The 22,203-nt window shown below is 38.0% G+C and carries 22 protein-coding genes; 4 read left to right on the top strand and 18 right to left on the bottom strand.

What is annotated here, in order from left to right; all coding sequences use genetic code 11:
- The 11 genes from B5440_RS08820 to mraZ form a co-directional block, all read right to left on the bottom strand.
- Positions 1 to 717, bottom strand: coding sequence for a cell division protein FtsQ/DivIB (locus tag B5440_RS08820; protein WP_070053246.1), 717 nt, complete (start codon positions 715 to 717; stop codon positions 1 to 3).
- Entirely contained in the window at positions 707 to 2,062 is a 1,356-nt protein-coding gene (gene murC, locus B5440_RS08815) for a UDP-N-acetylmuramate--L-alanine ligase (protein WP_070053245.1), read from the bottom strand. Before murC ends, B5440_RS08820 begins: the two co-directional genes overlap by 11 nt.
- A gap of 56 nt (positions 2,063 to 2,118) precedes the next feature.
- Positions 2,119 to 3,210 (bottom strand): undecaprenyldiphospho-muramoylpentapeptide beta-N-acetylglucosaminyltransferase, encoded by a 1,092-nt coding sequence (gene murG, locus B5440_RS08810; protein WP_070053244.1) that lies wholly within the window; start codon positions 3,208 to 3,210, stop codon positions 2,119 to 2,121.
- Positions 3,211 to 3,220: 10 nt separating this feature from the next.
- On the bottom strand, positions 3,221 to 4,429 hold the full coding sequence (locus B5440_RS08805) for an FtsW/RodA/SpoVE family cell cycle protein (RefSeq protein WP_070053243.1): 1,209 nt from the start codon (positions 4,427 to 4,429) through the stop codon (positions 3,221 to 3,223).
- A 131-nt stretch (positions 4,430 to 4,560) separates the two neighbouring features.
- The gene (gene murD / locus B5440_RS08800; RefSeq protein WP_070053242.1) at positions 4,561 to 5,928 is read right to left on the bottom strand and encodes a UDP-N-acetylmuramoyl-L-alanine--D-glutamate ligase; all 1,368 of its coding nucleotides are present in this window, start codon (positions 5,926 to 5,928) and stop codon (positions 4,561 to 4,563) included.
- A 6-nt stretch (positions 5,929 to 5,934) separates the two neighbouring features.
- Positions 5,935 to 7,173, bottom strand: coding sequence for a phospho-N-acetylmuramoyl-pentapeptide-transferase (gene mraY, locus B5440_RS08795; protein ID WP_070053241.1), 1,239 nt, complete (start codon positions 7,171 to 7,173; stop codon positions 5,935 to 5,937).
- A 36-nt stretch (positions 7,174 to 7,209) separates the two neighbouring features.
- On the bottom strand, positions 7,210 to 8,676 hold the full coding sequence (locus B5440_RS08790; protein ID WP_070053240.1) for a UDP-N-acetylmuramoyl-L-alanyl-D-glutamate--2,6-diaminopimelate ligase: 1,467 nt from the start codon (positions 8,674 to 8,676) through the stop codon (positions 7,210 to 7,212).
- Positions 8,673 to 10,664: a penicillin-binding protein gene (locus B5440_RS08785; protein WP_070053238.1), complete on the bottom strand. Its 1,992-nt coding sequence runs from the start codon at positions 10,662 to 10,664 to the stop codon at positions 8,673 to 8,675. Before B5440_RS08785 ends, B5440_RS08790 begins: the two co-directional genes overlap by 4 nt.
- The gene (locus B5440_RS08780) at positions 10,665 to 10,982 is read right to left on the bottom strand and encodes an FtsL-like putative cell division protein (RefSeq protein ID WP_070053237.1); all 318 of its coding nucleotides are present in this window, start codon (positions 10,980 to 10,982) and stop codon (positions 10,665 to 10,667) included.
- A 52-nt stretch (positions 10,983 to 11,034) separates the two neighbouring features.
- Positions 11,035 to 11,931 (bottom strand): 16S rRNA (cytosine(1402)-N(4))-methyltransferase RsmH, encoded by an 897-nt coding sequence (gene rsmH, locus B5440_RS08775; RefSeq protein WP_070053235.1) that lies wholly within the window; start codon positions 11,929 to 11,931, stop codon positions 11,035 to 11,037.
- Positions 11,918 to 12,385 carry a division/cell wall cluster transcriptional repressor MraZ gene (mraZ, locus tag B5440_RS08770; RefSeq protein WP_070053233.1) on the bottom strand — a complete coding sequence of 156 codons (468 nt, stop codon included), beginning with the start codon at positions 12,383 to 12,385 and terminating at the stop codon, positions 11,918 to 11,920. Before mraZ ends, rsmH begins: the two co-directional genes overlap by 14 nt.
- A gap of 280 nt (positions 12,386 to 12,665) precedes the next feature.
- On the opposite strand from mraZ, the gene B5440_RS08765 reads away from it, so the two are divergent.
- Together B5440_RS08765 and yihA are read left to right on the top strand one after the other, a co-directional pair.
- On the top strand, positions 12,666 to 13,433 hold the full coding sequence (locus tag B5440_RS08765) for an alpha/beta fold hydrolase (protein ID WP_070053231.1): 768 nt from the start codon (positions 12,666 to 12,668) through the stop codon (positions 13,431 to 13,433).
- A 66-nt stretch (positions 13,434 to 13,499) separates the two neighbouring features.
- Positions 13,500 to 14,117: a ribosome biogenesis GTP-binding protein YihA/YsxC gene (gene yihA / locus B5440_RS08760; protein WP_070053229.1), complete on the top strand. Its 618-nt coding sequence runs from the start codon at positions 13,500 to 13,502 to the stop codon at positions 14,115 to 14,117.
- Here yihA and B5440_RS08755 read toward each other — a convergent pair.
- From B5440_RS08755 to gldB, 3 genes are all read right to left on the bottom strand, one after another.
- Complete coding sequence (locus B5440_RS08755; protein ID WP_070053227.1) at positions 14,114 to 14,479, bottom strand: GTPase; 366 nt, start codon at positions 14,477 to 14,479, stop codon at positions 14,114 to 14,116. The two genes, yihA and B5440_RS08755, sit on opposite strands and share 4 nt — an antisense overlap.
- A gap of 78 nt (positions 14,480 to 14,557) precedes the next feature.
- On the bottom strand, positions 14,558 to 14,896 hold the full coding sequence (gldC, locus tag B5440_RS08750) for a gliding motility protein GldC (RefSeq protein WP_057482192.1): 339 nt from the start codon (positions 14,894 to 14,896) through the stop codon (positions 14,558 to 14,560).
- Positions 14,896 to 15,855, bottom strand: coding sequence for a gliding motility lipoprotein GldB (gldB, locus tag B5440_RS08745; protein WP_070053225.1), 960 nt, complete (start codon positions 15,853 to 15,855; stop codon positions 14,896 to 14,898). The genes gldC and gldB overlap by 1 nt, the downstream gene beginning before the upstream one ends.
- Before the next feature lie 105 nt (positions 15,856 to 15,960).
- Here gldB and nadE point away from each other — a divergent pair, with 105 nt between their 5' ends.
- Complete coding sequence (nadE, locus tag B5440_RS08740) at positions 15,961 to 16,752, top strand: NAD(+) synthase (protein ID WP_070053223.1); 792 nt, start codon at positions 15,961 to 15,963, stop codon at positions 16,750 to 16,752.
- A 114-nt stretch (positions 16,753 to 16,866) separates the two neighbouring features.
- Positions 16,867 to 17,505 carry a response regulator gene (locus B5440_RS08735; protein ID WP_070053221.1) on the top strand — a complete coding sequence of 213 codons (639 nt, stop codon included), beginning with the start codon at positions 16,867 to 16,869 and terminating at the stop codon, positions 17,503 to 17,505.
- On the opposite strand, the gene dnaG is transcribed toward B5440_RS08735, so the two are convergent.
- The 4 genes from dnaG to B5440_RS08715 all read right to left on the bottom strand — a co-directional run bounded on the left by dnaG (position 17,498) and on the right by B5440_RS08715 (position 22,156).
- The gene (gene dnaG, locus B5440_RS08730) at positions 17,498 to 19,462 is read right to left on the bottom strand and encodes a DNA primase (protein ID WP_070053303.1); all 1,965 of its coding nucleotides are present in this window, start codon (positions 19,460 to 19,462) and stop codon (positions 17,498 to 17,500) included. The genes B5440_RS08735 and dnaG overlap by 8 nt on opposite strands.
- Before the next feature lie 189 nt (positions 19,463 to 19,651).
- Complete coding sequence (locus tag B5440_RS08725; RefSeq protein WP_070053219.1) at positions 19,652 to 20,704, bottom strand: YbaB/EbfC family nucleoid-associated protein; 1,053 nt, start codon at positions 20,702 to 20,704, stop codon at positions 19,652 to 19,654.
- Between the two features lie 56 nt (positions 20,705 to 20,760).
- Entirely contained in the window at positions 20,761 to 21,609 is an 849-nt protein-coding gene (locus tag B5440_RS08720; RefSeq protein WP_070053217.1) for a hypothetical protein, read from the bottom strand.
- The gene (locus tag B5440_RS08715) at positions 21,587 to 22,156 is read right to left on the bottom strand and encodes an RNA polymerase sigma factor (protein ID WP_070053215.1); all 570 of its coding nucleotides are present in this window, start codon (positions 22,154 to 22,156) and stop codon (positions 21,587 to 21,589) included. The genes B5440_RS08720 and B5440_RS08715 overlap by 23 nt, the downstream gene beginning before the upstream one ends.
- Between the last annotated feature and the right edge of the window lie 47 nt (positions 22,157 to 22,203).

Raw genomic sequence — 22,203 nt, 5'->3', positions numbered from 1 at the left:
TTACTTTTTAGTGCAAACAACCTGATCTCCAAATTGTAAATTCACTTTTTTGTAGGTCTCTAATTTCTTGTCTTGCAAAGCTTTTTTATAAAATGCTTTAAAATTATTGAACTTCAGGTCTATATTTTCGGCCTTCCCGAAATAAACCTTAAAATCCAGTTTTCTCATTTGCAACTCAAATTTATTGCCGGGTAAACGCCTTACGCCGGTGATATGCTGAGTTAAAAATTTATCTTGCTGAATATATGCCATCAGCGGATATACCTTCTCTATATTACTTGAATCTATATCTAACAATAACGGCACACGAGCCGAATAGTAGGGTGACAAAGGCATTTCAAGCCCATTTTTATCTAAATAAAAGGAAGAGCTTCCAACTATTCTACCAATAGGTTTACGCTGACTTATTTTAGTCTGGAGTTTGCCATCCAGACTTAAAAAAGCTTCAGCATTTTCTATCATATCGTGATTATTCAAAAGGCGCTCTACCCTATTCAAATCTAAAATTTCTTTATCTATGCCCGCCGCCGCTACATCATTTTGTATCAACAACTTATTAACCGCTTCCTCGGTCACATATAGGTTTTCACCTGCTATAAATTGCACCTTAACTTCGCTTACTTTCCGGGCATTATTGCGTTTTTCAGCAAAACCGAAGAGAAAAGCCACTAAAATCAGCAGAACAGGTAGTTTTATGTACTTAAGTTTATGCTTCATCTTTTAATGCGTTCTTTACAGATTCCACTTCTTCTCCAATACTACCGGCGCCCATAAGCACCACAACTTCCGGATTTGATCTTTTTATTTCTTCAATAATATTTTCTATCTGAATTAATTTCTTATTTGAATTCTGAACTTTCTCTAAAAGCCAGCTTGAAGTAACTTCTTCAATTGGCAATTCTCGCGCCGGATAAATATCCAGTAACATCAACTCATCAAATAAAGCCAGGCTTTCAGCAAAATCATCGACAAAATCTTTAGTTCTGCTGAATAAATGCGGCTGAAAAACTGCCAAAACCTTCTTCCCGGGATGCATTTCCCTTATGGCCTGGTTCACCGCAGCAATCTCTGCCGGATGATGCGCATATTCGTCAATAAGCACCAGCTTATCTGACTTAATTTTATAAGAAAATCTGCGTTTAACCCCCTTAAAACTATATAACGCCCTGGCTAGCTTGGGGATTGGGGATCCATATTGGATAGCCATCGCCAGGGCGGTTATAGCATTTAGCAAATTGTGTTTGCCGGGTAGATTAAACTTAAAACCTTCGATAACCCCGTTTGGAGTTTTTAGATCAAAATGATACGTCCCATTTTTGATCTTTATATTTTGTGCCGAATAATCGGCATTGTCTTCTATTCCAAAAGTAATTCCATACAGCGGTAAGCCATTTTTTACAAATAGCGTTCCGTCTTCTGGCACGAGAGCGGCAAATTGCCTAAAGGTATTTTCTAATTCTTCTTTTTTGCCATAAATATCTAAATGATCGGCATCCATAGAGGTTACCGCTGCGATATTTGGCGAAAGATGAAGAAAAGACCTGTCAAATTCATCGGCTTCCACCACGATAACATCGTCACCCTTAAGAATTAAATTGCTTTGAATATCTTCACTTATTCCGCCTAAAAATCCGGTGACTTTCGCATCGGTTTCTTTAAGTAAATGTCCTAAGATTGCTGTAGTGGTAGTTTTTCCGTGAGTTCCGGCTACAGCTAAAGTGATTTTTCCTTTAGAGATCAATCCAAGTAAAGCGGCTCTTTTCTTTAGGTTGAAATCATTTTCCTTAAAATAAACCAGTTGTTCGTGAGCGACAGGAACTGCGGGTGTATAAACCACAAGTGTATTTTCCTTCTGCATAAAGTCAGCAGGAACAGCACTTAATTTTTCATCATAAACCACAACGATATCTTCGGCTTCCAGCGTTCTGGTAAGCGAAGTTGAAGTCTTATCGTAACCGGCTACATTTTTCCCCTGGAATTTAAAGTAACGCGCCAGCGCACTCATCCCAATACCGCCAATACCGATAAAATAAATGTTTTCTATGTGGTTTAAATCCTGCATTTATATTTTTAATCTCACTTTTCTGAATTTATTTCAGGATCTAATTTTCTTAATTTTTATTTAATCAATTTTTCAACTTCGTCTACAATCCTTGCGGTTGCATTTGGCAAAGCCAGTTTCTTTATATTTTCTCCCAGTTCTTTTTGCTTCTCTTCGGAAGCCATTAATGCGAAAAACTGGGTTACAAATTTTTCATCCAGCTCATTTTCTTTCAACATCATCGCTGCATTTTTCTTTACTACAGCCATTGCATTTTTAGCCTGGTGGTCTTCAGCTACATTTGGCGAAGGCACAAAAAGCACCGGTTTTCCCACAATACTCAATTCTGAAACCGTGCCTGCTCCGGCTCTTGAAATAATCACATCTGCAGCGCCATAAGCAAAATTCATTTCATTCAGGAATAAATGCGTTTGCACCAATCCTGAATTGTACTTTTTATATTCTTCGAAATACAGCTTCCCTGTTTGCCAGATAAGCTGAATATTTTCCTTTTTAAACCTTTCTAAATTGGCTTCTACCAATTGATTAATTCTTCTTGCGCCAAGACTTCCGCCTAAAACCAAAACAACCTTTTTGTCTTTGTCAAGACTAAAGTGCTTCAATGCTTTTTCCTTATTCAAGTCAATCTTCAACAGATCCTGTCTTACCGGATTGCCGGTTATTATGGTTTTTTCAGCAGGAAAAAATCTCTTTACCTCTTCATAAGCGGCACAAATCTTATCGACTTGTTTTGCCAGAAGTTTGTTGGTTATTCCCGGAAACGAGTTCTGCTCCTGAATAAGACTCGGAATTCCTTTTGAGCTCGCTACTTTTAATAAGGGTCCGCTAGCAAAGCCTCCCGTTCCAATTACCACATCTGGCTTAAATTCCTTAATTATTCTTCGGGATTTCGCCAAACTGCTTAACAGCTTAAATGGAAACACAAGATTGCTCATCGTTAACTTTCGCTGAATTCCACTAATCCAAAGACCTTCTATCTTGTAACCTGCTTGCGGCACCTTCTCCATCTCCATCCTGTCACTGGCGCCTACAAATAATATTTTAACTTTAGGAAAACGCTTTTTAATCTCGTTGGCAATAGCGATGGCCGGGTAAATATGCCCGCCTGTGCCGCCTCCAGATAATATTACACGTAAATCCTTTTTCATTTTTCACTTCTTATATCGCTTCGCTTAAAATATCTAAAGGATTTTCATTATCCAGTTCCTTTTCAGCTTCTTCGCGTTCTTTCATTTCCTCACGTTTGGCGCTTACACTTAAAATAATTCCAAGTGCCATACAGGTCATCCAAATAGATGTTCCACCGCTACTAATTAGTGGCAGCGTTTGTCCCGTAACAGGAAATAATTCTACCGCAACTCCCATATTGATTAAAGCCTGAAAGATTATTGGCAAACCAACACCCATAACCAGTAATTTTCCAAAAACCGTATTCGATTTTGTGGCAACAATTACGATTCTAAACAACAATAATAAATATGCTCCCATCACGCCAAATGCGCCTATTAATCCCATTTCTTCAACTATTATCGCGTAGATAAAATCTGAGGAAGACTGTGGTAAAAAATTCCTTTGCACACTTTTTCCAATTCCCGTTCCTGCAACACCACCACTCGCAATAGCAATTTTTGCCTTTTCTATTTGGTAATCGGCTTCAGTATCTTCATCATTTGTAAAACTTTCAATTCTACTGGCCCAGGTATCTACCCTGTTAGGTAAAAGTCCCGGAAATGCCTTCGCTGTTAAAATGAACATCGTCAATAAAAGCAAGCCGGCAGCGAATATAATTCCAAGGTATTTTACCGGATATCCTCCTAAAAACATGAGTACCAGCACCATAGAAAAAATGATAGCTGTTGTAGAGAAATTGGCCGGCAAAATTAATAATAATACCAGTCCTACAGGCACCCAAAGCGGTAAAATTGACTCCTTAAAAGTGAGATTATCGTTAGTTTTTTTAGAGAGGTAACGCGCTACATAGATCATCAAAACTACTGATGCCAACGTAGATGACTGAAACGAAACGCCTAAGCCCGGAATTTGAATCCATCTACTTGCATAAGCCCCGTCAATCATTGTTCCCTGGGCAACGGTATAAATCAATAACACAATTACCACCGGCAAAAACAAGATGGAGAGCCCTCTAAAATAATGATAGGGAATTTTATGTACAGCAAAGAGCAAACAGAAACCTAAAAGCAAATGGAAGAAATGCACCACCACATACTGGAAAGTGCTTCCGTCTCCATATAGATACGCAAGGTTACTACTGGCACTGTAGACCGGCAAAAATGAAAATATTGCCAACAGCCCGGCCGTAGCCCAGATAACCTTATCGCCTTTAAGATTTGAAAAAATACTGCTCATTTAATTTTTAGTAATATTCTTTTTATTCAGCCAAACTCTTTAACGTCATCCTGAACTTGGTTCAGGATCTAACTTGTTAGAAGCTGAAACAAGTTCAGCTTGACGAGAGCCTAGCTCTAAAACCTTTAATTTTAAAGATTTCTTACTGCTTCTTTAAACTGGCGCCCTCTGTCTTCGTAATTCTCAAAAAGATCAAAACTTGCACAGGCCGGTGAAAGCAATACCGAATTTCCTTTTTCAGCAAGACTGTAAGCCATTCTCACAGCTTCTTTCATCGACTGAGTTTCTACCATAGTATCTACACAATTGCCGAAGTTTTGCATCAGCTTTTGGTTATCTACGCCAAGACAAATTATAGCCTTTACCTTCTCATTTACCAAAGGCAAAAGGTCGTCATAAACATTTCCTTTATCTACACCTCCAACAATCCAAATGGTTTCGCTTTCCATACTCTCTAAAGCATAAAAAGTAGCGTTTACATTAGTTGCTTTAGAATCGTTTATGTACTGTACATTATTAATTTTCAGCACTTTTTCAAGTCGGTGTTCCACCCCCTGAAAACTCTCCATACTCTCACGAATAGTTTCTTTTCTAATTCTTAATAGCTGGGAAACAGTGGCCGCAGCCATAGCATTTTTAGTGTTGTGCTTACCATGTAAACCTAATTTTGTTGTTGGCATGTTAAATTGGTTGTTTTTTATATTGACAATAATATTTTGGTTCTCTATATATGATCCGTTTTCTACTTTTTGCTGAAGGGAAAACGGTAATTTTTGTGCTTTCACCGGGTTTTTCTCTAACCACCTGGTGATGATCTCATCGTCTAAATCGTAGATGAAAAAATCTTTTTCTGTTTGATTTTCAGCAATTCTAAATTTCGAAAAAACATAATTTTCCAGTTTATGATCGTAGCGGTCTAAATGATCTGGCGTGATATTGGTCAATACCGAAATATCTGGCCTAAAATCTTTAATTCCGTCTAACTGAAAACTGCTCAATTCCAGCACAAACCAATCGGGTTTGGTTTCAGCTACTTGTTTCGCAAAACTGTCTCCTACGTTACCCGCCATCCCTACTTTTATGCCTGCATTCTTTAAAATATGATGCACAAATTTGGTGGTAGTGGTTTTCCCGTTACTTCCTGTAATCCCAATAATTTTTGCCGAAGTGAACGCAGCAGCAAATTCTATTTCTGAAATCACCGGAATACCTTTCTCTACTAATTGTTTTACGATTGAAACAGTTTCAGGAATTCCAGGACTTTTCATCACAACCTCAGCATTTAAAATTTTAGCTTCGGTATGTGTTTCTTCTTCCCAATCGATCTTTAATTCTTCAAAAACCGACTTATATTTTTCTTTTATTTTTCCTTTGTCTGAAACAAAAACATCAAAGCCTTCTTTCAACCCGAGGATGGCAGTTCCCGCACCGCTTTCGCCGCCGCCGAGAATCACCAGTCTTTTACCGGAATTACTATTATTTTGAGTTTCAGTGTTCACTATTTCTTATCTTACTTTTAGTGTGATTATAGTTACAATGGCCAGGAAAATTCCAATAATCCAAAAGCGCACTACTATTTTACTTTCGTGGTATCCTCTTTTCTGATAATGATGATGCAAAGGAGACATCAGGAAAATTCTTCGGCCTTCGCCATATTTTCGTTTGGTGATTTTAAACCAGGCTACCTGCAATACCACCGATAAGTTTTCCATCAGAAATATTCCGCATAAAACCGGGATCAGTAATTCTTTCCTGGTGGCAACAGCGAGTACGGCTATAATTCCGCCAATCGTTAAACTCCCGGTATCTCCCATAAAGATTTGCGCCGGATAAGTGTTGTACCATAGAAAACCTACCAAAGCTCCCGCAAAGGCACTTATAAAAATGGTCATCTCGCCAGATCGCGGGATGTACATAATATTCAGGTAATCAGAAAAAATTATGTTACCCGAAACCCAGGCGAAAATCCCCAGCGTGAGCACAATTATTGCCGAAGAACCGGCTGCAAGGCCGTCTATTCCATCGGTTAAATTGGCGCCATTAGAAACTGCAGTGACAATAAATATTACGATGGGAATAAAAATTAACCAGGCATAATTCTTTAAAGCAGGATCTATCCAACTTATTAAACTGGAATAATCGAATTCGTTATTCTTTACAAAAGGAATGGTGGTAGTGGTGGTTTTAATTTCCGGTCCCATCTCCCGAATATTCTGAAAACTATCTACCAGTTCCTGTTTTTCTGGAGCCGGCTCATTGGTTTCCTCTTTTACGGTAACACCAGGATGAAAAAACAAAGTACCTCCCACAATAATACCTAAACCAATCTGGCCAAGAACCTTAAACTTGCCCTTGAGGCCTTCTTTGTCCTTCTTAAAGGTTTTAATATAATCGTCTATAAACCCAATTGCCCCCATCCAAAGGGTGGTTACAATTAGCAGGATCACATAAATATTTTCAAGTTTCGCAAAAAGCAAAACCGGAACAAGGGTTGCAAAAATTATAATCAAACCACCCATTGTAGGTGTTCCAGCTTTCTCACTCTGCCCTCTTAAGCCAAGATCACGAACGCTTTCTCCCACTTGTTTCGCCAACAAATAACTAATAATTCTTTTTCCGTAAATAGTAGAAATAGCCAAAGAAAGAATAATGGCCATGGCCGATCTAAATGAGATATACTCAAATAAACGCGCCCCGGGCACCTGGTATTCTGCTTCTAAATATTGAAATAAGTAGTATAACATGTTTTCTAATTACTCTTTCCTGGGAAAGTTTTAGGCTTACTTATTTAATTGATTTAAAAATTCGGTTACTATCTTGAGGTCATCAAAATCGCTACGTTCTCCATTTACTTCCTGGTAGGTCTCGTGACCTTTTCCTGCGATTAAAATGATATCATTCTCTCCCGCGATCTGGCAGGCCGTTTTTATAGCCTGTTTTCTATTGGTCACAGACATAATTTTCTTAAAATTCTGCGGCTCTACCCCGGCTTCAACATCTTCAATAATCTTATCGGGATCTTCGGTTCTTGGATTATCACTAGTAAAGATCACTTTGGTACTTAAAGCAGAGGCGATATGCCCCATTTTTGGTCTTTTAGTAGTATCACGATCTCCACCACAACCAACGACAGTTATAAGCTCTTCATTTTTTGTACGGATGCTGTTTATAGTTTCCAGTACATTTTTCAAAGCATCTGGCGTATGCGCGTAATCTACGATCGCCGTAATTTTTTCTTCTTTTGAAATGATATATTGAAATCTTCCGCTAACAGAATTTAGCTCACTGATAATCTTTAGACTTTCCAGGTTTTCAAGACCTAACAGTTCTGCAGTAGCATAAATAGCTAAAACATTATAAGCGTTGAAACTTCCAATTAGGCGTGTCCATAATTCCTGGTCATTCACCTTCAGCAGTAAACCTGTGAAAGAATTTTCAAGGATCTGCGCTTTATAATCGGCGTAAGATTTTAAGGCGTAAGTATATTTTTGGGCTTTTGTATTTTGAAGCATTACCTGCCCGTTCTTATCATCAATATTCGTTAATGCGAATGCTGAGGCCGGTAATTCATCGAAAAAGCGTTTTTTAACATCGCGGTATTCAGCAAAACTTTTGTGATAATCTAAATGGTCGTGGCTTAGATTCGTAAAAATTCCACCGGCAAACTCCAGCCCTGTAGTTCTATGCTGATCTATCCCGTGAGAACTAACTTCCATAAAGCAAAACTCAACGCCTTCATCATTCATCTGCTTTAGGTAATCGTTGATAGAGATAGAATCTGGTGTGGTTCTCACCGCATCAAAAGCATTTTCAGCAACCATCACTTTTACGGTAGAAAGTAATCCGACTTTAAAGCCTGCTTTTGTAAATAAATTATATAAAAGTGTAGCAATAGTAGTTTTCCCGTTGGTTCCGGTAACTCCTACCAGTTTTAATTTCTCTGAAGGATTATCGAAATAATTCGCAGCCATAAAAGCTAAAGCCTGCTGGGCGTTTCCAACTTTTATATAAGTGACTCCGTTTACAATTTCCTTCGGAAGTTCTTCGCAAATTATCGCGAGCGCACCCTTATCTATTGCCTGGGCTATATATTCGTGACCATCTGAAATACTTCCCCGAATAGCCACAAAAGCATCATTCAGTTCAACTTTTCTGGAGTCAAACTGAAGCTTGTTAATAGTAACCGAGGTATTTCCTACCACGGCATCGATCTCTACTTTATATAATATGTCTTTTAAGACTCTCAACTTATATTTAAATTTACTTGTTGGTTAGTTTTTATTTTCTGTCCTGCAGATATTGATTGCGCTCTAACTCTTCCGGTTCCATTAAAATTCACTTTTAAACCAAGGTTTTCTAAAAGAGAAACAGCATCCATTGCAGGCATTCCGGTTACATCTGGCATTATTAGCTTTTCATTTTCGAAACTTGCATAATAAGCTTCAAAATCCTCTACTACCTTATCATTTTTAATATCAAGTGACGGCAGGATATCCATAACCGGAGTGTCGGTATAGATCTTTTGGGCGATTTGTTTAAAAACCGGTGCAGCAACAATATTCCCGTAATAACCTTTTCTTTTATTTGGCTTGTGAATAATCACAATGCACGAATATTTAGGATTTTCGGCAGGAAAATATCCGGCGAAAGAAGAAATGTATCTTCCCGGCTCTATCCAGTATTCAACCTGGCAGGTTCCTGTTTTTCCGGCCATAGAAAAATTTGGGGTATAAATATTTGCTGCAGTACCTCTTTCTACGGTATGCTGCATCATATTTTGAAGTTTTTTAGCGGTTTCAGGAGAACAAATTCTAGGATTCATCACCTCACGTTCAACCTTTAAAATACTTTTATCCCATTCCTTGACTTCCTTTATAAATCTCGGTTTTACCATTTCGCCATTATTGGCGATGGCATTGTAGAAATTAAGTGTTTGAAGTGGCGTTAAGGAAACTCCGTAGCCAAAGGCCATCCACGGCAAACTCAATCCATTCCAGTTTTTATCTTTTGGATGCGGAATTCGTGGTGAGCCTTCTCCTTTTATATCCAGGCCTATTTTACTATTAAGCCCCATATCGTATAAGCGATCAACAAATTTGGAAGGATTATTTTTATAACCTTCAGTAATAATTTTAGTGAAAGCAGTATTAGAAGAAACTTCGAAAGCACGTGCTGCCGAAATTTTACCGTAACCTCCACGACGGGAATCCCTAACCGGTCTTCCGTAATATCTCACCACACCATTTTCGGTATCGATTACCGAACTGGTATCTATCACATTATCTTCCAGGGCGGCGGTCATCGCCATTAATTTAAACGTAGATCCCGGCTCACTAGATTCGTAAACCGCGTAGTTTCTTTTTTCGAAATAAGTTCCGGCTTCTGTACGCCCAAGATTAGACATCGCTTTGATCTCGCCGGTTTTGGTTTCCATAACCACCACGGTACCATGATCTGCCTCAAAATACTCGAGTTGTTTTAATAAAGCATGGTGTGCAATATCCTGAATATTGACATCTATAGTAGAAATCACATCGTAACCATCTTTAGGTTCCACCTCGTTATTATCACTAATTGGCTTCCACTGGCCTTTGGCTATTTTTTGTTTTAACCTACGCCCATCGGTTCCCCTTAAATAAGAGCTAAAGGCGCCTTCAAGACCTACACGGGTAAAATAGCCGTTTTCATCCTGCCGCTCGTAGCCAACCGTTCTTTCCCCCATTTTTCCAAGCGGATGTTCCCGAACAGTTCTTTGCTCTACAATAATACCGCCTCTATATGCACCTAAATTGAACATAGGAAAGCTTTTAACTTTCATATATTCTGAATAACCAAGATTTTGCGCAATGGGGAGATAACGTTGCCCATTAGCTCTTGCCTGTCTTAAACGTTGAGACCAATATGCAGCCGACTTACCAAACATTTCGGTTAGGTTATTGGAAAGCGGCACTATATTCTCCTGGAAGTTTTTATCTGAAACAGTAACCGCATCAAATCTTATATCGTATTTAGGGACTGAAGTTGCCAAAAGATTTCCGTTGACATCGTAAAGGTTTCCACGGCTGGCAGGAATTTTAAAGCTTCGCACAGTACGTTCTTCGGCAAGATTTCTATAATAATCTCCCTCCACAAACTGAATATCGAGCAGCTTCACACCTACCCCAACAGCAAAAATGAACATACAGGCCGCAACCACGTATAATCTATTTAATATGCCTTTTTCTGATGTAGCCATTTACTCCTTTATCTTCACTTTAATTTTATACGGCGGATTCTCGGAAGGAAGAATTCCACGACCTTTCATTTTTTGGGTAATTGTAGATTCCATTTTTATTCGCATTAATGCGGAACGACGATCTACAAATTCACTTTTTAACTCCCTTACTTCTGTATGAAGTTTTGCTATTTTATGCACCTTACGCTCTGCACTATGGGAACTCGCAATCATAATTATAGCGAGTAGCGTACAAAAGACTATAAAGCGCCAGTTGTTTACCGCATCCCTGCTAATAAGAAAATTAGCACGTAGTATGTTGTAAAAACCTTTCCTCATCTCTTTCTAACTTCAACCTTATGGCGAGAATTCATCTATAGTTTTAAAAAAACTATAGTTTCTTCGCCACTCTTAACTTGGCACTTCTCGCCCTATTATTTTCTTTAATTTCTTCAGCCGAAGGCACTATAAGTCCTCCTACTTTTTTGAAAGGCACCGAAATATTTCCATAGAAATCTTTTTCGGGCTCTCCCTCAAACAAACCACTTCTTATGTATCGCTTCACCAACCTATCTTCTAAAGAGTGATAAGAAATAAGACTGATTCTCCCATTTTTTACCACTAGCTCTTCGGTTTGTCTTAAAAAATCTTTTAAAACCTCGATCTCCTGGTTTACCTCAATTCGAATTGCCTGGTAGATCTGCGCCAGTATTTTATTCTCTTTACCTTTAAATAAATGTGGCTTCAGCAAATCGTTTAATTGTTCGCTGCTTTCTATCGGCTTTTCCTTTCTTGCATCCACAATAAGCCGGGCAAGCTTCGGCGCATTTTTCAAATCAGCATACTCGTAAAACAACTTTTTAAGCTGCTCTTCTCCATATTCATTGATCACCTCATAAGCACTCAACTTACTTCCCTGATTCATTCGCATGTCTAAACGCGCGTCAAACCGAGTAGAAAAACCTCTTTCTGCTTCGTTGAATTGATGTGAGGAAACCCCAAAATCACCTAAAATCCCATCGACTTTCTTAATTCCGTAAAACCTCAAAAATCGCTTTATGAATTTGAAATTTTCGTGAATTAGCGTAAACCGCGGGTCTTCAATGGTATTCTGCAAGGCATCTTTATCCTGATCAAAACCAAAAAGTTTTCCGTTAGGACCAAGCCTGCTTAAAATTTCGCGGGAATGACCACCACCACCAAACGTAACATCTACATACACGCCATCTTCCTTAATATTAAGGCCGTCTACAGACTCTTTTAATAATACCGGATTATGATATTGCATCTAAATCATCGTTTCCCATTACTTCTTCAGCTAATTCAGCAAAATCATCTGAAATCTCGCCAATGGTGTTTTCGTATTTATCTTTATCCCAGATCTCAATAATATTTACTGCAGAAGAAAGTACGATCTCTTTGTTGATCCCGGCGAATCCCACAAGATCTTTTGGAATTAAAAGCCTACCGTTAGAATCCACTTCTACCATCTTCACACCGGCAGTAAACCTTCTAATAAAATCGTTATTCTTCTTTTTGAAGCGGTTCAACCCGTTAATTTTCTCCATTAAAACATTCCATTCCTGCATTGGATACAACTCCAAACAAGGCTGAAAAACCGAACGTTTTAACACAAAACCATCCTGCAACATAGGCGCAAGCTGCTTTTTTAATGCCGAAGGAACCATTAACCGGCCCTTGGCATCTGCTTTACATTCGTATGTTCCAATGAGGTTTACCACTTCTATACTTTATAGAGTCAAATATATTGAAAAAATTACCACATTTTACCACTTTCTACCACTTTGTTGATAAGTTTCTCCACTGTATTTAGCTGAAAGACTATCAAATAGCGCTATTCATTTAGGTTTCAGAGTCTTGGTTTTTATTGTGATTTTCCTGTTAAAAATTTTTAAAAATGTAGAAGAAATGCAATTCCTAAATGGCTTTGCTATTTCTTAAAAATGATTATACTTGTAATGAAATCGCTATATTTGCGATTGCTAACCGCAAAGCCAATCAATGAAAGATAATTTAAGGCAAGAGGGAAAGTTTACGTACCTGGAGCAAGGAGAAGGAACCCCGATAGTTATTTTACACGGACTTATGGGCGGTTTAAGTAATTTTGATGGGGTTACCGAATATTTTCCGAAACATGGTTATAAAGTGGTTATTCCTGAACTTCCTTTGTATTCCATGTCGCTACTTAAAACCAGCGTACAGACTTTTGCTAAATATTTAAAAGAATTTATAGATTTTAAAGGTTACGATAAAGTGATCCTGCTAGGTAATTCCCTAGGCGGACATATTGCTTTATTAGCCACAAAATTATATCCTGAAATGGTAGAGGCCCTGGTAATTACAGGAAGTTCGGGACTTTACGAAAATTCTATGGGCGAGAGCTATCCGCGCCGTGGAGACTACGAATTTATCAAGAAAAAAGCCCAGGATGTTTTTTACGATCCTGAAGTTGCCACCAAAGAAGTGGTAGACGATGTTTATGAAACGGTAAGCGATCGTAATAAACTGGTAAAAACCCTTGCTATTGCTAAAAGTGCCATTAGACATAATATGGCCAAAGATCTACCTAAAATGAAAACCCCAACCTGTATTATTTGGGGAAAAGACGATAATGTAACCCCGCCAGAAGTAGCTGAAGATTTTCAGCGTCTGCTCCCGGATGCAGATCTTTACTGGGTAGACAAATGCGGCCACGCTGCTATGATGGAACACCCGGTACGCTTTAATGAACTACTTCACGACTGGTTGCAAAAACGAAATTTTAAATAAACCTATTTAAGGCTAATAGAACTTCATTCAGGTCTATTTCAAAAATCAATTTTTAAACATTTTAAGATGAAAATCAAGTCGGCAGAATTTGTTGTAAGCAATACCCGAGTAGACAAATGCCCCGATAGCAAACTGCCCGAATACGCTTTTATTGGTCGCAGTAATGTAGGGAAGTCTTCCTTAATAAATATGCTTACCGATAGAAAGACACTGGCAAAAACCTCAGCTAAACCAGGAAAAACCCAGCTTATTAATCATTTTTTGATCAATAAGGACTGGCATCTTGTAGACTTGCCGGGTTATGGATATGCCAAGGTTTCTAAATCTACAAAGCGTACTTTTCAGAAATTTATTACCGCTTATTTTGACAAACGCAAACAAATGATTTGCGCTTTTGTTCTTATAGACAGCAGGCACGAGCCGCAGCCCATAGATATGGAATTTATGCAATGGCTTGGTGATCACCAGGTTCCATTCTGCATTATTTTCACCAAAGCCGACAAGCTAAAGCCGAAGATGCTTGAAAAAAACATTAATAATTACCAGGACAAAATGCTGGAAATCTGGGAAGAGATGCCAGAGTTTTTTGTTAGCTCGGCTACCTCTAAACTAGGACAGGATGAAATCCTGGACTATATTGATGCTATTAATAACGAATTAAGATCTAATAATTCGGCTGGCTAAATTTTAAGCCGTTCTTCAATAAGGAAAATTAAAGCTTCAGTATTTGGAACTCGTTCCAGTTCTTCAGTAGGGATAAAAATACCCATTTCAGCTTCGTCTTCCCACAAAACGATTGGGAATGTATATTTATAGCTAAACTTAGAAGCATACTTCTTTCGGAATTCATCTATATGCAGGAAATCCATTTCTACATCAGACTTTTGCCGAAATTCTTTCCACTGTGAGTTTTCAGAAAAAGTTCCGTAGGTAAGTTTGCAAAGATTGCAAGCATAAGATTTGGGACTTACAATTTTATGCAGCGCATCCAGAACAGCATTATGTGTTCCGGAAAACGCGTTATAAACAAAGATGAGTTTCTCCACTCGATAATCGAGATTTAATATTCTGTTTCTAAATTAAATTTTTTTCCTATGCATGTCCCGTGAACTTACCCAAGGTAGTTATTTTTGAGTAATTTCTAATTTCTCAGCAAAATAATCGCAAAAGTCTTTCATTGTCGCGGTCATTTTTTCATCCTGTGTTGCACGGTTAAAAGTATCGCTCATAGAAACAAGCGTTTGGTGAAAGAATTTCTTCATTTCATCTACCGGCATATCTTTAGTCCAAAGATCTATTCGTAAGGTTTCCTGGGATTTGCTATCCCAAACCGAAAGCATTAAAGCCTTGGCATCTTCCTTATAAACATTTCCGTCTTCAGCGCTCCAGGTAATCTCTTCTGGTACTCGATTTTCATCGGTTACCACTTCAATATTTATTTCTGATTTTTTAAATTCTGACATTACTTTCTTGGTTTAAAATTGGCTTTATTAAATATTGTTTCGGCATCTGTTGCTATCATTTCCTCTAAAGATGCATCGGTTTTATCCATATAGCTATGCACAATCTGCCATCCTATATATTGCCCCAGCATTGCCGGAGAATCGGCATCTAACTGCAAATAGAATTTTGAAAAAGGTGCAGGATATAGAAATCGCGAATAAAGTTCGGTATCGGTATCAAAAAACAATTCATTTTCTACAAAATACCGCCATATCTGAGCTTCGTTATTTTGCGCCCAGGTGAATTCTTCTTCGGTATAACCTATCTTTTCTGCATCAGGTACTTCAGGAATAAACCTATCTTTTAAGTATAATAGTTTTCCGTAGTAAACCAAATGCGCTAGAAAAGTTCTTGACTCGGGTCTTTCCACATATTTTTCGGCATATGCATTGGCAACATCCGGAAGTATCTGCTCCTTCTTAAAATTCTTCTTTAGGAATTCCTGGATTCCAATATAGAAATGATGATCTTCTCCTAAATAGGTATCCAGGGAAATGAATAAATAATCATCCTGAAGAATCACCTTATTTTTATAATCAACTTCAGAAGTTACCGTAAATACTTTTGGCGCTTCAAATTGTGGGAAATAATATTTTATATGCTGAAAAAGGCTGTGGAGTTCTGCTTTTTTATTTTCAAAAGAAGGAAAAGCTTTACCAACTTCTCTATCTATTTCCTGCTGAATAGTGTCATTTAGTTTCTCTATCCAAACACTATCTGAAAATTGCTGCGGAAACAAAAATGGATATTCCTGTTTTAGCTCCGGAATATCTTCTGGTTTAGCTTCGGCAAATTGCCTATCAAAACGCACCACTTCAAAATCTACCGGCACCTCAGCGATCTCCTTTTCAATTTCGGCTTCCTCGTTACAGGAAACAAAAGCGATAATACAGAATAGGAAAATTATTTTCTTACACATAGGGATTCTTTATGAAGGCTTTAACGCCCTACCCTTTTAATAATTATGTTTAAATAGTAGATTTGTGTGCAAAGGTATTATTTACAAACTTAATCACCCAAAATTATGCAAACTGAAAAAGTGGTAGACCATATAGTTAACTGGTTAAAAGACTACGCTACAAATGCAGGAATGAACGGTTTTGTACTCGGAATTAGTGGCGGGATTGACTCTGCAGTAACTTCAGCACTTTGTGCAAAAACCGGTTTGCGCACACTTTGCCTTGAAATGCCAATTCACCAGCACACAGATCAGGTAACCAGGGCCCAACAGCATATTGCCTGGTTAAAAACTCATTATGCCAATGTAAGCAACCTGGAAGTTAACTTAACACCGGTCTTCGACAATTTTAAAAAGGCAGTTCCAAATGTGGAAGCTTCTGAAGCTTTAGACCTTACTTTAGCAAATACAAGGGCTAGATTAAGAATGTCTACGCTGTATTATTTTGCCGGTTTGCATAGTTACCTTGTAGCTGGCACCGGTAATAAAGTAGAAGATTTTGGCGTGGGATTTTATACTAAATATGGAGATGGCGGCGTAGACTTAAGCCCAATTGCCGACCTTATGAAAACGGAAGTCTATGAAATTGCTAAATTTCTGGGAATAACCGAGGAGATCGTAACCGCAGCACCAACCGACGGACTTTTTGGCGATACCCGCACAGACGAAGATCAAATAGGCGCATCTTATCCCGAATTAGAATGGGCAATGAAAGAAGCAGAGAAAGGTAAATCTATCGAAGATTTTGAGGGACGCAAACAAGAGGTTTTTAAAATATACAAAAGCCGACATCGAGCTAACTCTCACAAAATGAACCCGATACCCGTGTGCACTATACCCGTTAATCTTAAAAAATAATCACTTTATCGAATAATGTACTCAGAAAACAGAATGAAAGATAAATTCTGTTAAATTTAGTAGTATAAACGCGCTTGTCCTACCCCGGCGTGTTTTTCAACCAAACCTAAAATTATGAGTACAGTATTAATTGCAGATCATCACCCTGTGGTGCATGAGGGTATTCGATGTATTCTTAAAAACAATCCAGCGCTGGAAGTTGTGGGTAGCGTTCATAGCGGTATGGAGTTATACGGTTTTTTAAGCGAGCGCCAACCCGATGTTTTGATTATTGAAATAGATCTTCCGGAGATAAATGGAATAAACGCGCTTCGCACCATTAAAAAAGATTATACTAAAACAAAGATCCTGGTTTGCACCGGGCATCCAGAAGAAGTTTATGCGTTAAGTGCTATAAAAGCAGGAGCAGCAGGCTATATTTCTAAAATGGCAAAACCTGAAGAACTTGAAAAAGCCATTTATCAGGTAGCCAGAGGTGGAATTTACCTCAACAAAAAAATTACCGACAAGCTAAATGCAGGAATGTCTCCCGGAAGAAATTTAATTGCAAAATTTAAAAAACTTTCTACAAGAGAATCTGAAGTTTTAAACCTCATCTCTTCGGGCAAGCGCAATAAAGATATTGCCGAAGCCTTGCATATAAATGAGAAAACCGTAAGCACTTATAAAACCAGGTTACTTAAAAAATTACAGGTAGATAACGTAGCCGATCTAATTACGCGTTCTCGCTTATTGCAGATAAGCACTACATAACTCGATTCAATTTTTCTGAAAGTACTTTTTTTAGTGTTAAATAGTCTTTCACGTCTTCCAGGATATGCTGTGTTTGCTGTTCTCCATCTGGAGTTCTCACTTTTTCTGAAAGCTCATTAATCTTCTGATTTATTAAAAACCTGCGTAAAGAAAGAATGGTTTCGCTAACGTGCCTGGAAATAGTTTCAGTTTTTGCCTTCACGAAAATATTTTGCCTGTCCCATTCGTGCAATTTATATTGCTCTTCTTCCATTAGAATCGAGGTAATCTCTGATGCCTGAACTGGATCTATATCGTTGATAAAATTCTTTACTTCGAATTTCTCTTCACTGTTAAGACGTGAGATTAATTCGGCATAAATATCTCTGAACTTAGGATTAGCAAAAGCAATTTCATCTTCCTGGAGATCCAGGAAGATCTTTTCAAAAACCCTGGTTCTCTGCACTTCCTTTTCCAAACCAAATTCCCCATCTTCTTTCTCCTTAAGCACAAGGTCTTCAAATTCTTCCTCTACCGTACCATATTGAAGCAAAAGACTAATAATCTTCTTTTCAAGTTCGTACTGCTCATCTACTTTAGAAGTTTTTGGCTGCTGGTCTTCTTTAACTACATTAAAAGACTTCTTCTGTTCCTTTTGTTGAGGAGAAGTTCTTCCACTTTTCGCATTTAATTGCGCTAAGCTGGAAAACAGCACATTTTCAGAAATATCCATTATCCTGGAACATTCCTGTAAGTAAACTTCCTGCTGAATTGTATCTGGAATCTTCGAAATACTGTTTACAATATCCCGAATTAATTCTGCCTTTTTAACTGGATCTTTTTTCGCTTCCTCCATAAGTAAAGAAGCTTTGTAACTAATAAAATCCTGGGCATTCTCCTGTAAATATTCAGCTAAAGCTTCATCTGAATTATTTCTTGCAAAACTATCGGGATCCTCACCTTCTGGGAAGGTACAAACCCTAACATTCATTCCCTGTTCCAGGATCAAATCTATTCCGCGCAGCGAAGCCCTTATTCCAGCGGCATCACCATCAAAGAGTACCGTGATATTTTTTGTTAGCCTATTAATTAATCTAATTTGCTCAGGTGTTAAGGCAGTTCCTGAAGAGGAAACCACATTCTCAATTCCACTCTGGTGAAACTGAATCACATCGGTATAACCTTCAACCAGAAAACAATTATCTTCTTTGGCAATTGCCTGTTTCGCGAAATTTATCCCGTATAAAACCTTACTCTTGTGGTAGATATCACTTTCTGGTGAATTCAGGTATTTGGCCGCCTTTTTTTCGTTGGTAAGAATTCTTCCTCCAAATCCTAAAACCCTACCAGACATAGAATGAATGGGAAACATCACTCTTCCTTTAAAGCGGTCAAACTGCTTTTCGCCTTTTACAATGGTAAGTCCGGTTTTTTCAAGGTATTCCAGTTTATAGGCTTCAGCGAGCGCTTCTTTAGTGAAATCGTCCCATTCGTCTAAAGAATATCCCAGCTCAAACTTCTTGATCGTTTCTAAAGTGAATCCTCGTTCCTTAAAATAGCTTAACCCAATAGCTTTCCCTAAATCGGTTTTATGCAGGTTTTTCTGAAAATGTTTATTGGCAAATTCCGAAACCAGGTACATACTTTCCCGCTCATCGGCTTGCTGCTTTTGTTCGTCGCTTTGCTGGGTTTCCTCGATTTCAATTCCGTATTTTTTGGCGAGGTATTTTATGGCTTCAGGATAGGTGAAATGCTCGTGTTCCATAAGGAAAGCAACCACGTTTCCACCTTTTCCACTTGAGAAATCCTTCCAGATTTGTTTTACGGGAGAAACCATAAAACTTGGCGTGCGTTCATCACTAAACGGACTTAAACCTTTAAAATTGGACCCCGATTTTTTAAGCTGGACAAAATCACCAATAACCTCCTCTACGCGGGCGGTTTCAAATACATTATCTATGGTGGATTTTGAGATCAAAGCGGTCTTATTTAAGCCTTTAATAAGGAAGTCTGAAAAGTCTGGCTGCGTCAAGCTGAACTTGTTTCAGCTTCTAATATGTTTAGATTATCAATATTTTTAGATCCTGAAATAAATTCAGGATGACGATTTTAAAAACTTTTCAGACCACCTCTTTTCTGCGAAAACAAAATTACAATTTAAAATTGGCTAATCAACATCAAACCTAAGTCCTAAAGAAAAGTTGTGTAATTCTCTATTTGGATCCTGAAATATTGGATTTAGATCATATTTCCCGTAGAGCGTGGCACCACCCCAACCTAGATAAGCACTTAATCCGTAAACCAAATCGTTGGTATTATAATTGTTTTTAAGTTTCTCCTTCACTTTATCCCCATCATCCTTATACTTCAATTTTTGACGTTCTCCAATATTGAATCCGGCATAACCACCAAATCCAATTTTTAGCATTTTATAGGTTGAAAAATGCAAACGGCTTTCGGTCTCTGTTTTCTTAGATGGTCCAATTTCAAAATGAATAGGAACAACCAGGTTATCCATTCTAAACTTGGATTTATCCAGATCTAGCGCAAATTCCTGGAGATAGGTTTCATTTCCATCTTCTACAAAAATGCGATTATCGGTAGGTTTTAATCCATTGAATTGAAAAGAAAGTCCGTAGCGAACGCGCAGCCAGTTTGTTTCCTTAAAAACCCGTGTTTTCCAGGCCCAACCAATTTCAAAAAAGCGACTTCCTGCAAGTTTAAAATCTGAATTATTTAGGGACTGCCCTTTTTCTAAGGCGTTATTGAATCCGGCGGCAATTACTAGATCGCTTGTGGTGCGCTTATCATATTTATCGTTGGTATTTATATTAATATCAAGGACTTTCCCTTTACCACCAATCACAATATAATTCTCTGAAGAATCGGCATTTCTATCGCGTAATTCCATTTCATTCTCTAAAATGGCTATTTTATTTTCAATATTTTTGGCGTGCTTTTCAGCCAATTCTTTTTTTTTCTTTTCGCCTTCTTCACTCGTGATCTCACCTCTTTCCAGCTCTCCATTTATGCGCTCTATCTGGTATTTGAGTTTTTCCTTTTCTTTAGCAACAATTTCTGCTTTTTCTTTTTCAAAAAATTCTCTTGCTTCTTCTTCGGAGGTGAACTCAACTCCTTTTGAAGCAACTTCCTGCGCACTAACTTCCTGTAATCCTAAACTGAACAACGAAAGTGTGATGTAAAAAATAATGGTTTTCATGATTAATGATTTTTAAAGTTTGATGAATGACCCTTTTGTGGGATTTTTGATGATTATTAATAATTCCTGTTGGCAACCGCCGTTTTTGCTTTGAGATAACCTTCCTTAAGCACCTCGAAAACTTTGGCTTTAAAAGATTGGTAAATTTCGCCTTCTACTTCGGCTAATAGTGCATTCGCATTAATCTCATTGCTCGAAGTATATAATTTCAAATTCCTTTCTCTACTTATTTCTGATGCGGCTTCAGCCAGTAAAATATCAACTTCATCCTCAGAAATCTCGTCGTTCTTAGCGGCCGAAGCAATAATTTCTTCAAGTTTAGATTGAATTATTTTTTCTTTGGAAACCGGTGGTTCCAGGCTAATTGTTTCCAGCGCAACTGCTTCTTCAATTTTAACTTCTTCCAAAACCGGTACTTCCGGAGCTTTTTCTGCTAATATTGAAGGTTTAGACTTACGGACAACTTTGTTTTTTATCTCCTTTTCAGCTGAAATTTTTTCTTCCCTATTATTTTCTTCTGAAGCGATTTGCACATCATTTTCAGGCTTATTCATTGCCGGCTTTTCAATAATATTATTTACCGGTTCTTCTACAATTTGAGGACTTTCCGAAGTATTTGGGTTCCAAAGAAAAGTTCCAGCGACTAGCAAAACGGCAACGGCCGCGGCAATATATTTCCAGGACTTTCGGGAAGTTTTATTCTCTTCAACATTTAATTTTGCGTTTAACTTCTCCCAAGTTTCGGCAGAAGGTTCGATTTTCCGTTCCTTCAGTTTTTCTTTTAGGTTTTTTTCGAATTTATTCCCACCAGTGGGTTTAATATCTTTAGACTTAGCCTTATTTTCAGAAGTGTTTTGTGACTTCGATTTCCCGGACTTTTTCCTATATTCTTGATTCGATTCCATAATCCGATGTATTTTGTGTTTTTAATTGCTCCTGCAACATTTTTCGCGCTTTAGATAATTGCGATTTTGAAGTTCCTTCAGTAATCTTCAGCATTTTCGCAATTTCGGCGTGTTTATATCCTTCTACCGCATACATAACAAAAACCATCCTATAGCCTTCCGGCAAATTGTCTATGAGGTTTTGAATATGCGCAACATTAAGCTCCGTATTCATTTCAGCCGAAAAACCAGGGTCTGCGATTTCTTCATTATTAAAAAGAATTTTCTTTTGAGACCGAAGAAAAGAAATTGATTCCCGCACCATAATTTTACGTATCCAGCCTTCAAAACTTCCTTTAGATTCAAAATCTTTAAGGTGGGTGAAAACTTTTAAAAATCCGTTTAGCATAACTTCTTCGGCGTGATGCATATCCTTAATATATTGCCGGCAAACGCTAAGCATTTTCCCTGAATGCAACTCATACAATTCGCGCTGCGCCTTACGGTCTTTTTTAGCCGCACGCTTTATTAGTTGAGTTTCGCTTTTAAAAAGTTGAATTACTTTCACCCGATTTCTTTATTAAAAAGGCCTTCTATTTACATAGACGCAGGAAA

It is taken from the genome of Salegentibacter salarius, from assembly GCF_900168265.1.
Classification (GTDB): Bacteria; Bacteroidota; Bacteroidia; order Flavobacteriales; family Flavobacteriaceae; genus Salegentibacter; species Salegentibacter salarius.
The sequence above is the reverse complement of the archived record's forward strand: the minus strand, read 5'-3'. Positions and strand labels throughout refer to the sequence as shown.

What these genes read in the sequence shown, in the direction of transcription:
- B5440_RS08820 (WP_070053246.1), bottom strand. Translation starts at nt 717, where the DNA reads ATGAAGCATAAACTTAAGTACATAAAACTACCTGTTCTGCTGATTTTA.
- murC (WP_070053245.1), bottom strand. Translation starts at nt 2,062, where the DNA reads ATGCAGGATTTAAACCACATAGAAAACATTTATTTTATCGGTATTGGC.
- murG (WP_070053244.1), bottom strand. Translation starts at nt 3,210, where the DNA reads ATGAAAAAGGATTTACGTGTAATATTATCTGGAGGCGGCACAGGCGGG.
- B5440_RS08805 (WP_070053243.1), bottom strand. Translation starts at nt 4,429, where the DNA reads ATGAGCAGTATTTTTTCAAATCTTAAAGGCGATAAGGTTATCTGGGCT.
- mraY (WP_070053241.1), bottom strand. Translation starts at nt 7,173, where the DNA reads ATGTTATACTACTTATTTCAATATTTAGAAGCAGAATACCAGGTGCCC.
- B5440_RS08785 (WP_070053238.1), bottom strand. Translation starts at nt 10,664, where the DNA reads ATGGCTACATCAGAAAAAGGCATATTAAATAGATTATACGTGGTTGCG.
- B5440_RS08780 (WP_070053237.1), bottom strand. Translation starts at nt 10,982, where the DNA reads ATGAGGAAAGGTTTTTACAACATACTACGTGCTAATTTTCTTATTAGC.
- rsmH (WP_070053235.1), bottom strand. Translation starts at nt 11,931, where the DNA reads ATGCAATATCATAATCCGGTATTATTAAAAGAGTCTGTAGACGGCCTT.
- B5440_RS08765 (WP_070053231.1), top strand. Translation starts at nt 12,666, where the DNA reads ATGAAAGATAATTTAAGGCAAGAGGGAAAGTTTACGTACCTGGAGCAA.
- yihA (WP_070053229.1), top strand. Translation starts at nt 13,500, where the DNA reads ATGAAAATCAAGTCGGCAGAATTTGTTGTAAGCAATACCCGAGTAGAC.
- gldC (WP_057482192.1), bottom strand. Translation starts at nt 14,896, where the DNA reads ATGTCAGAATTTAAAAAATCAGAAATAAATATTGAAGTGGTAACCGAT.
- gldB (WP_070053225.1), bottom strand. Translation starts at nt 15,855, where the DNA reads ATGTGTAAGAAAATAATTTTCCTATTCTGTATTATCGCTTTTGTTTCC.
- nadE (WP_070053223.1), top strand. Translation starts at nt 15,961, where the DNA reads ATGCAAACTGAAAAAGTGGTAGACCATATAGTTAACTGGTTAAAAGAC.
- B5440_RS08735 (WP_070053221.1), top strand. Translation starts at nt 16,867, where the DNA reads ATGAGTACAGTATTAATTGCAGATCATCACCCTGTGGTGCATGAGGGT.
- B5440_RS08725 (WP_070053219.1), bottom strand. Translation starts at nt 20,704, where the DNA reads ATGAAAACCATTATTTTTTACATCACACTTTCGTTGTTCAGTTTAGGA.
- B5440_RS08720 (WP_070053217.1), bottom strand. Translation starts at nt 21,609, where the DNA reads ATGGAATCGAATCAAGAATATAGGAAAAAGTCCGGGAAATCGAAGTCA.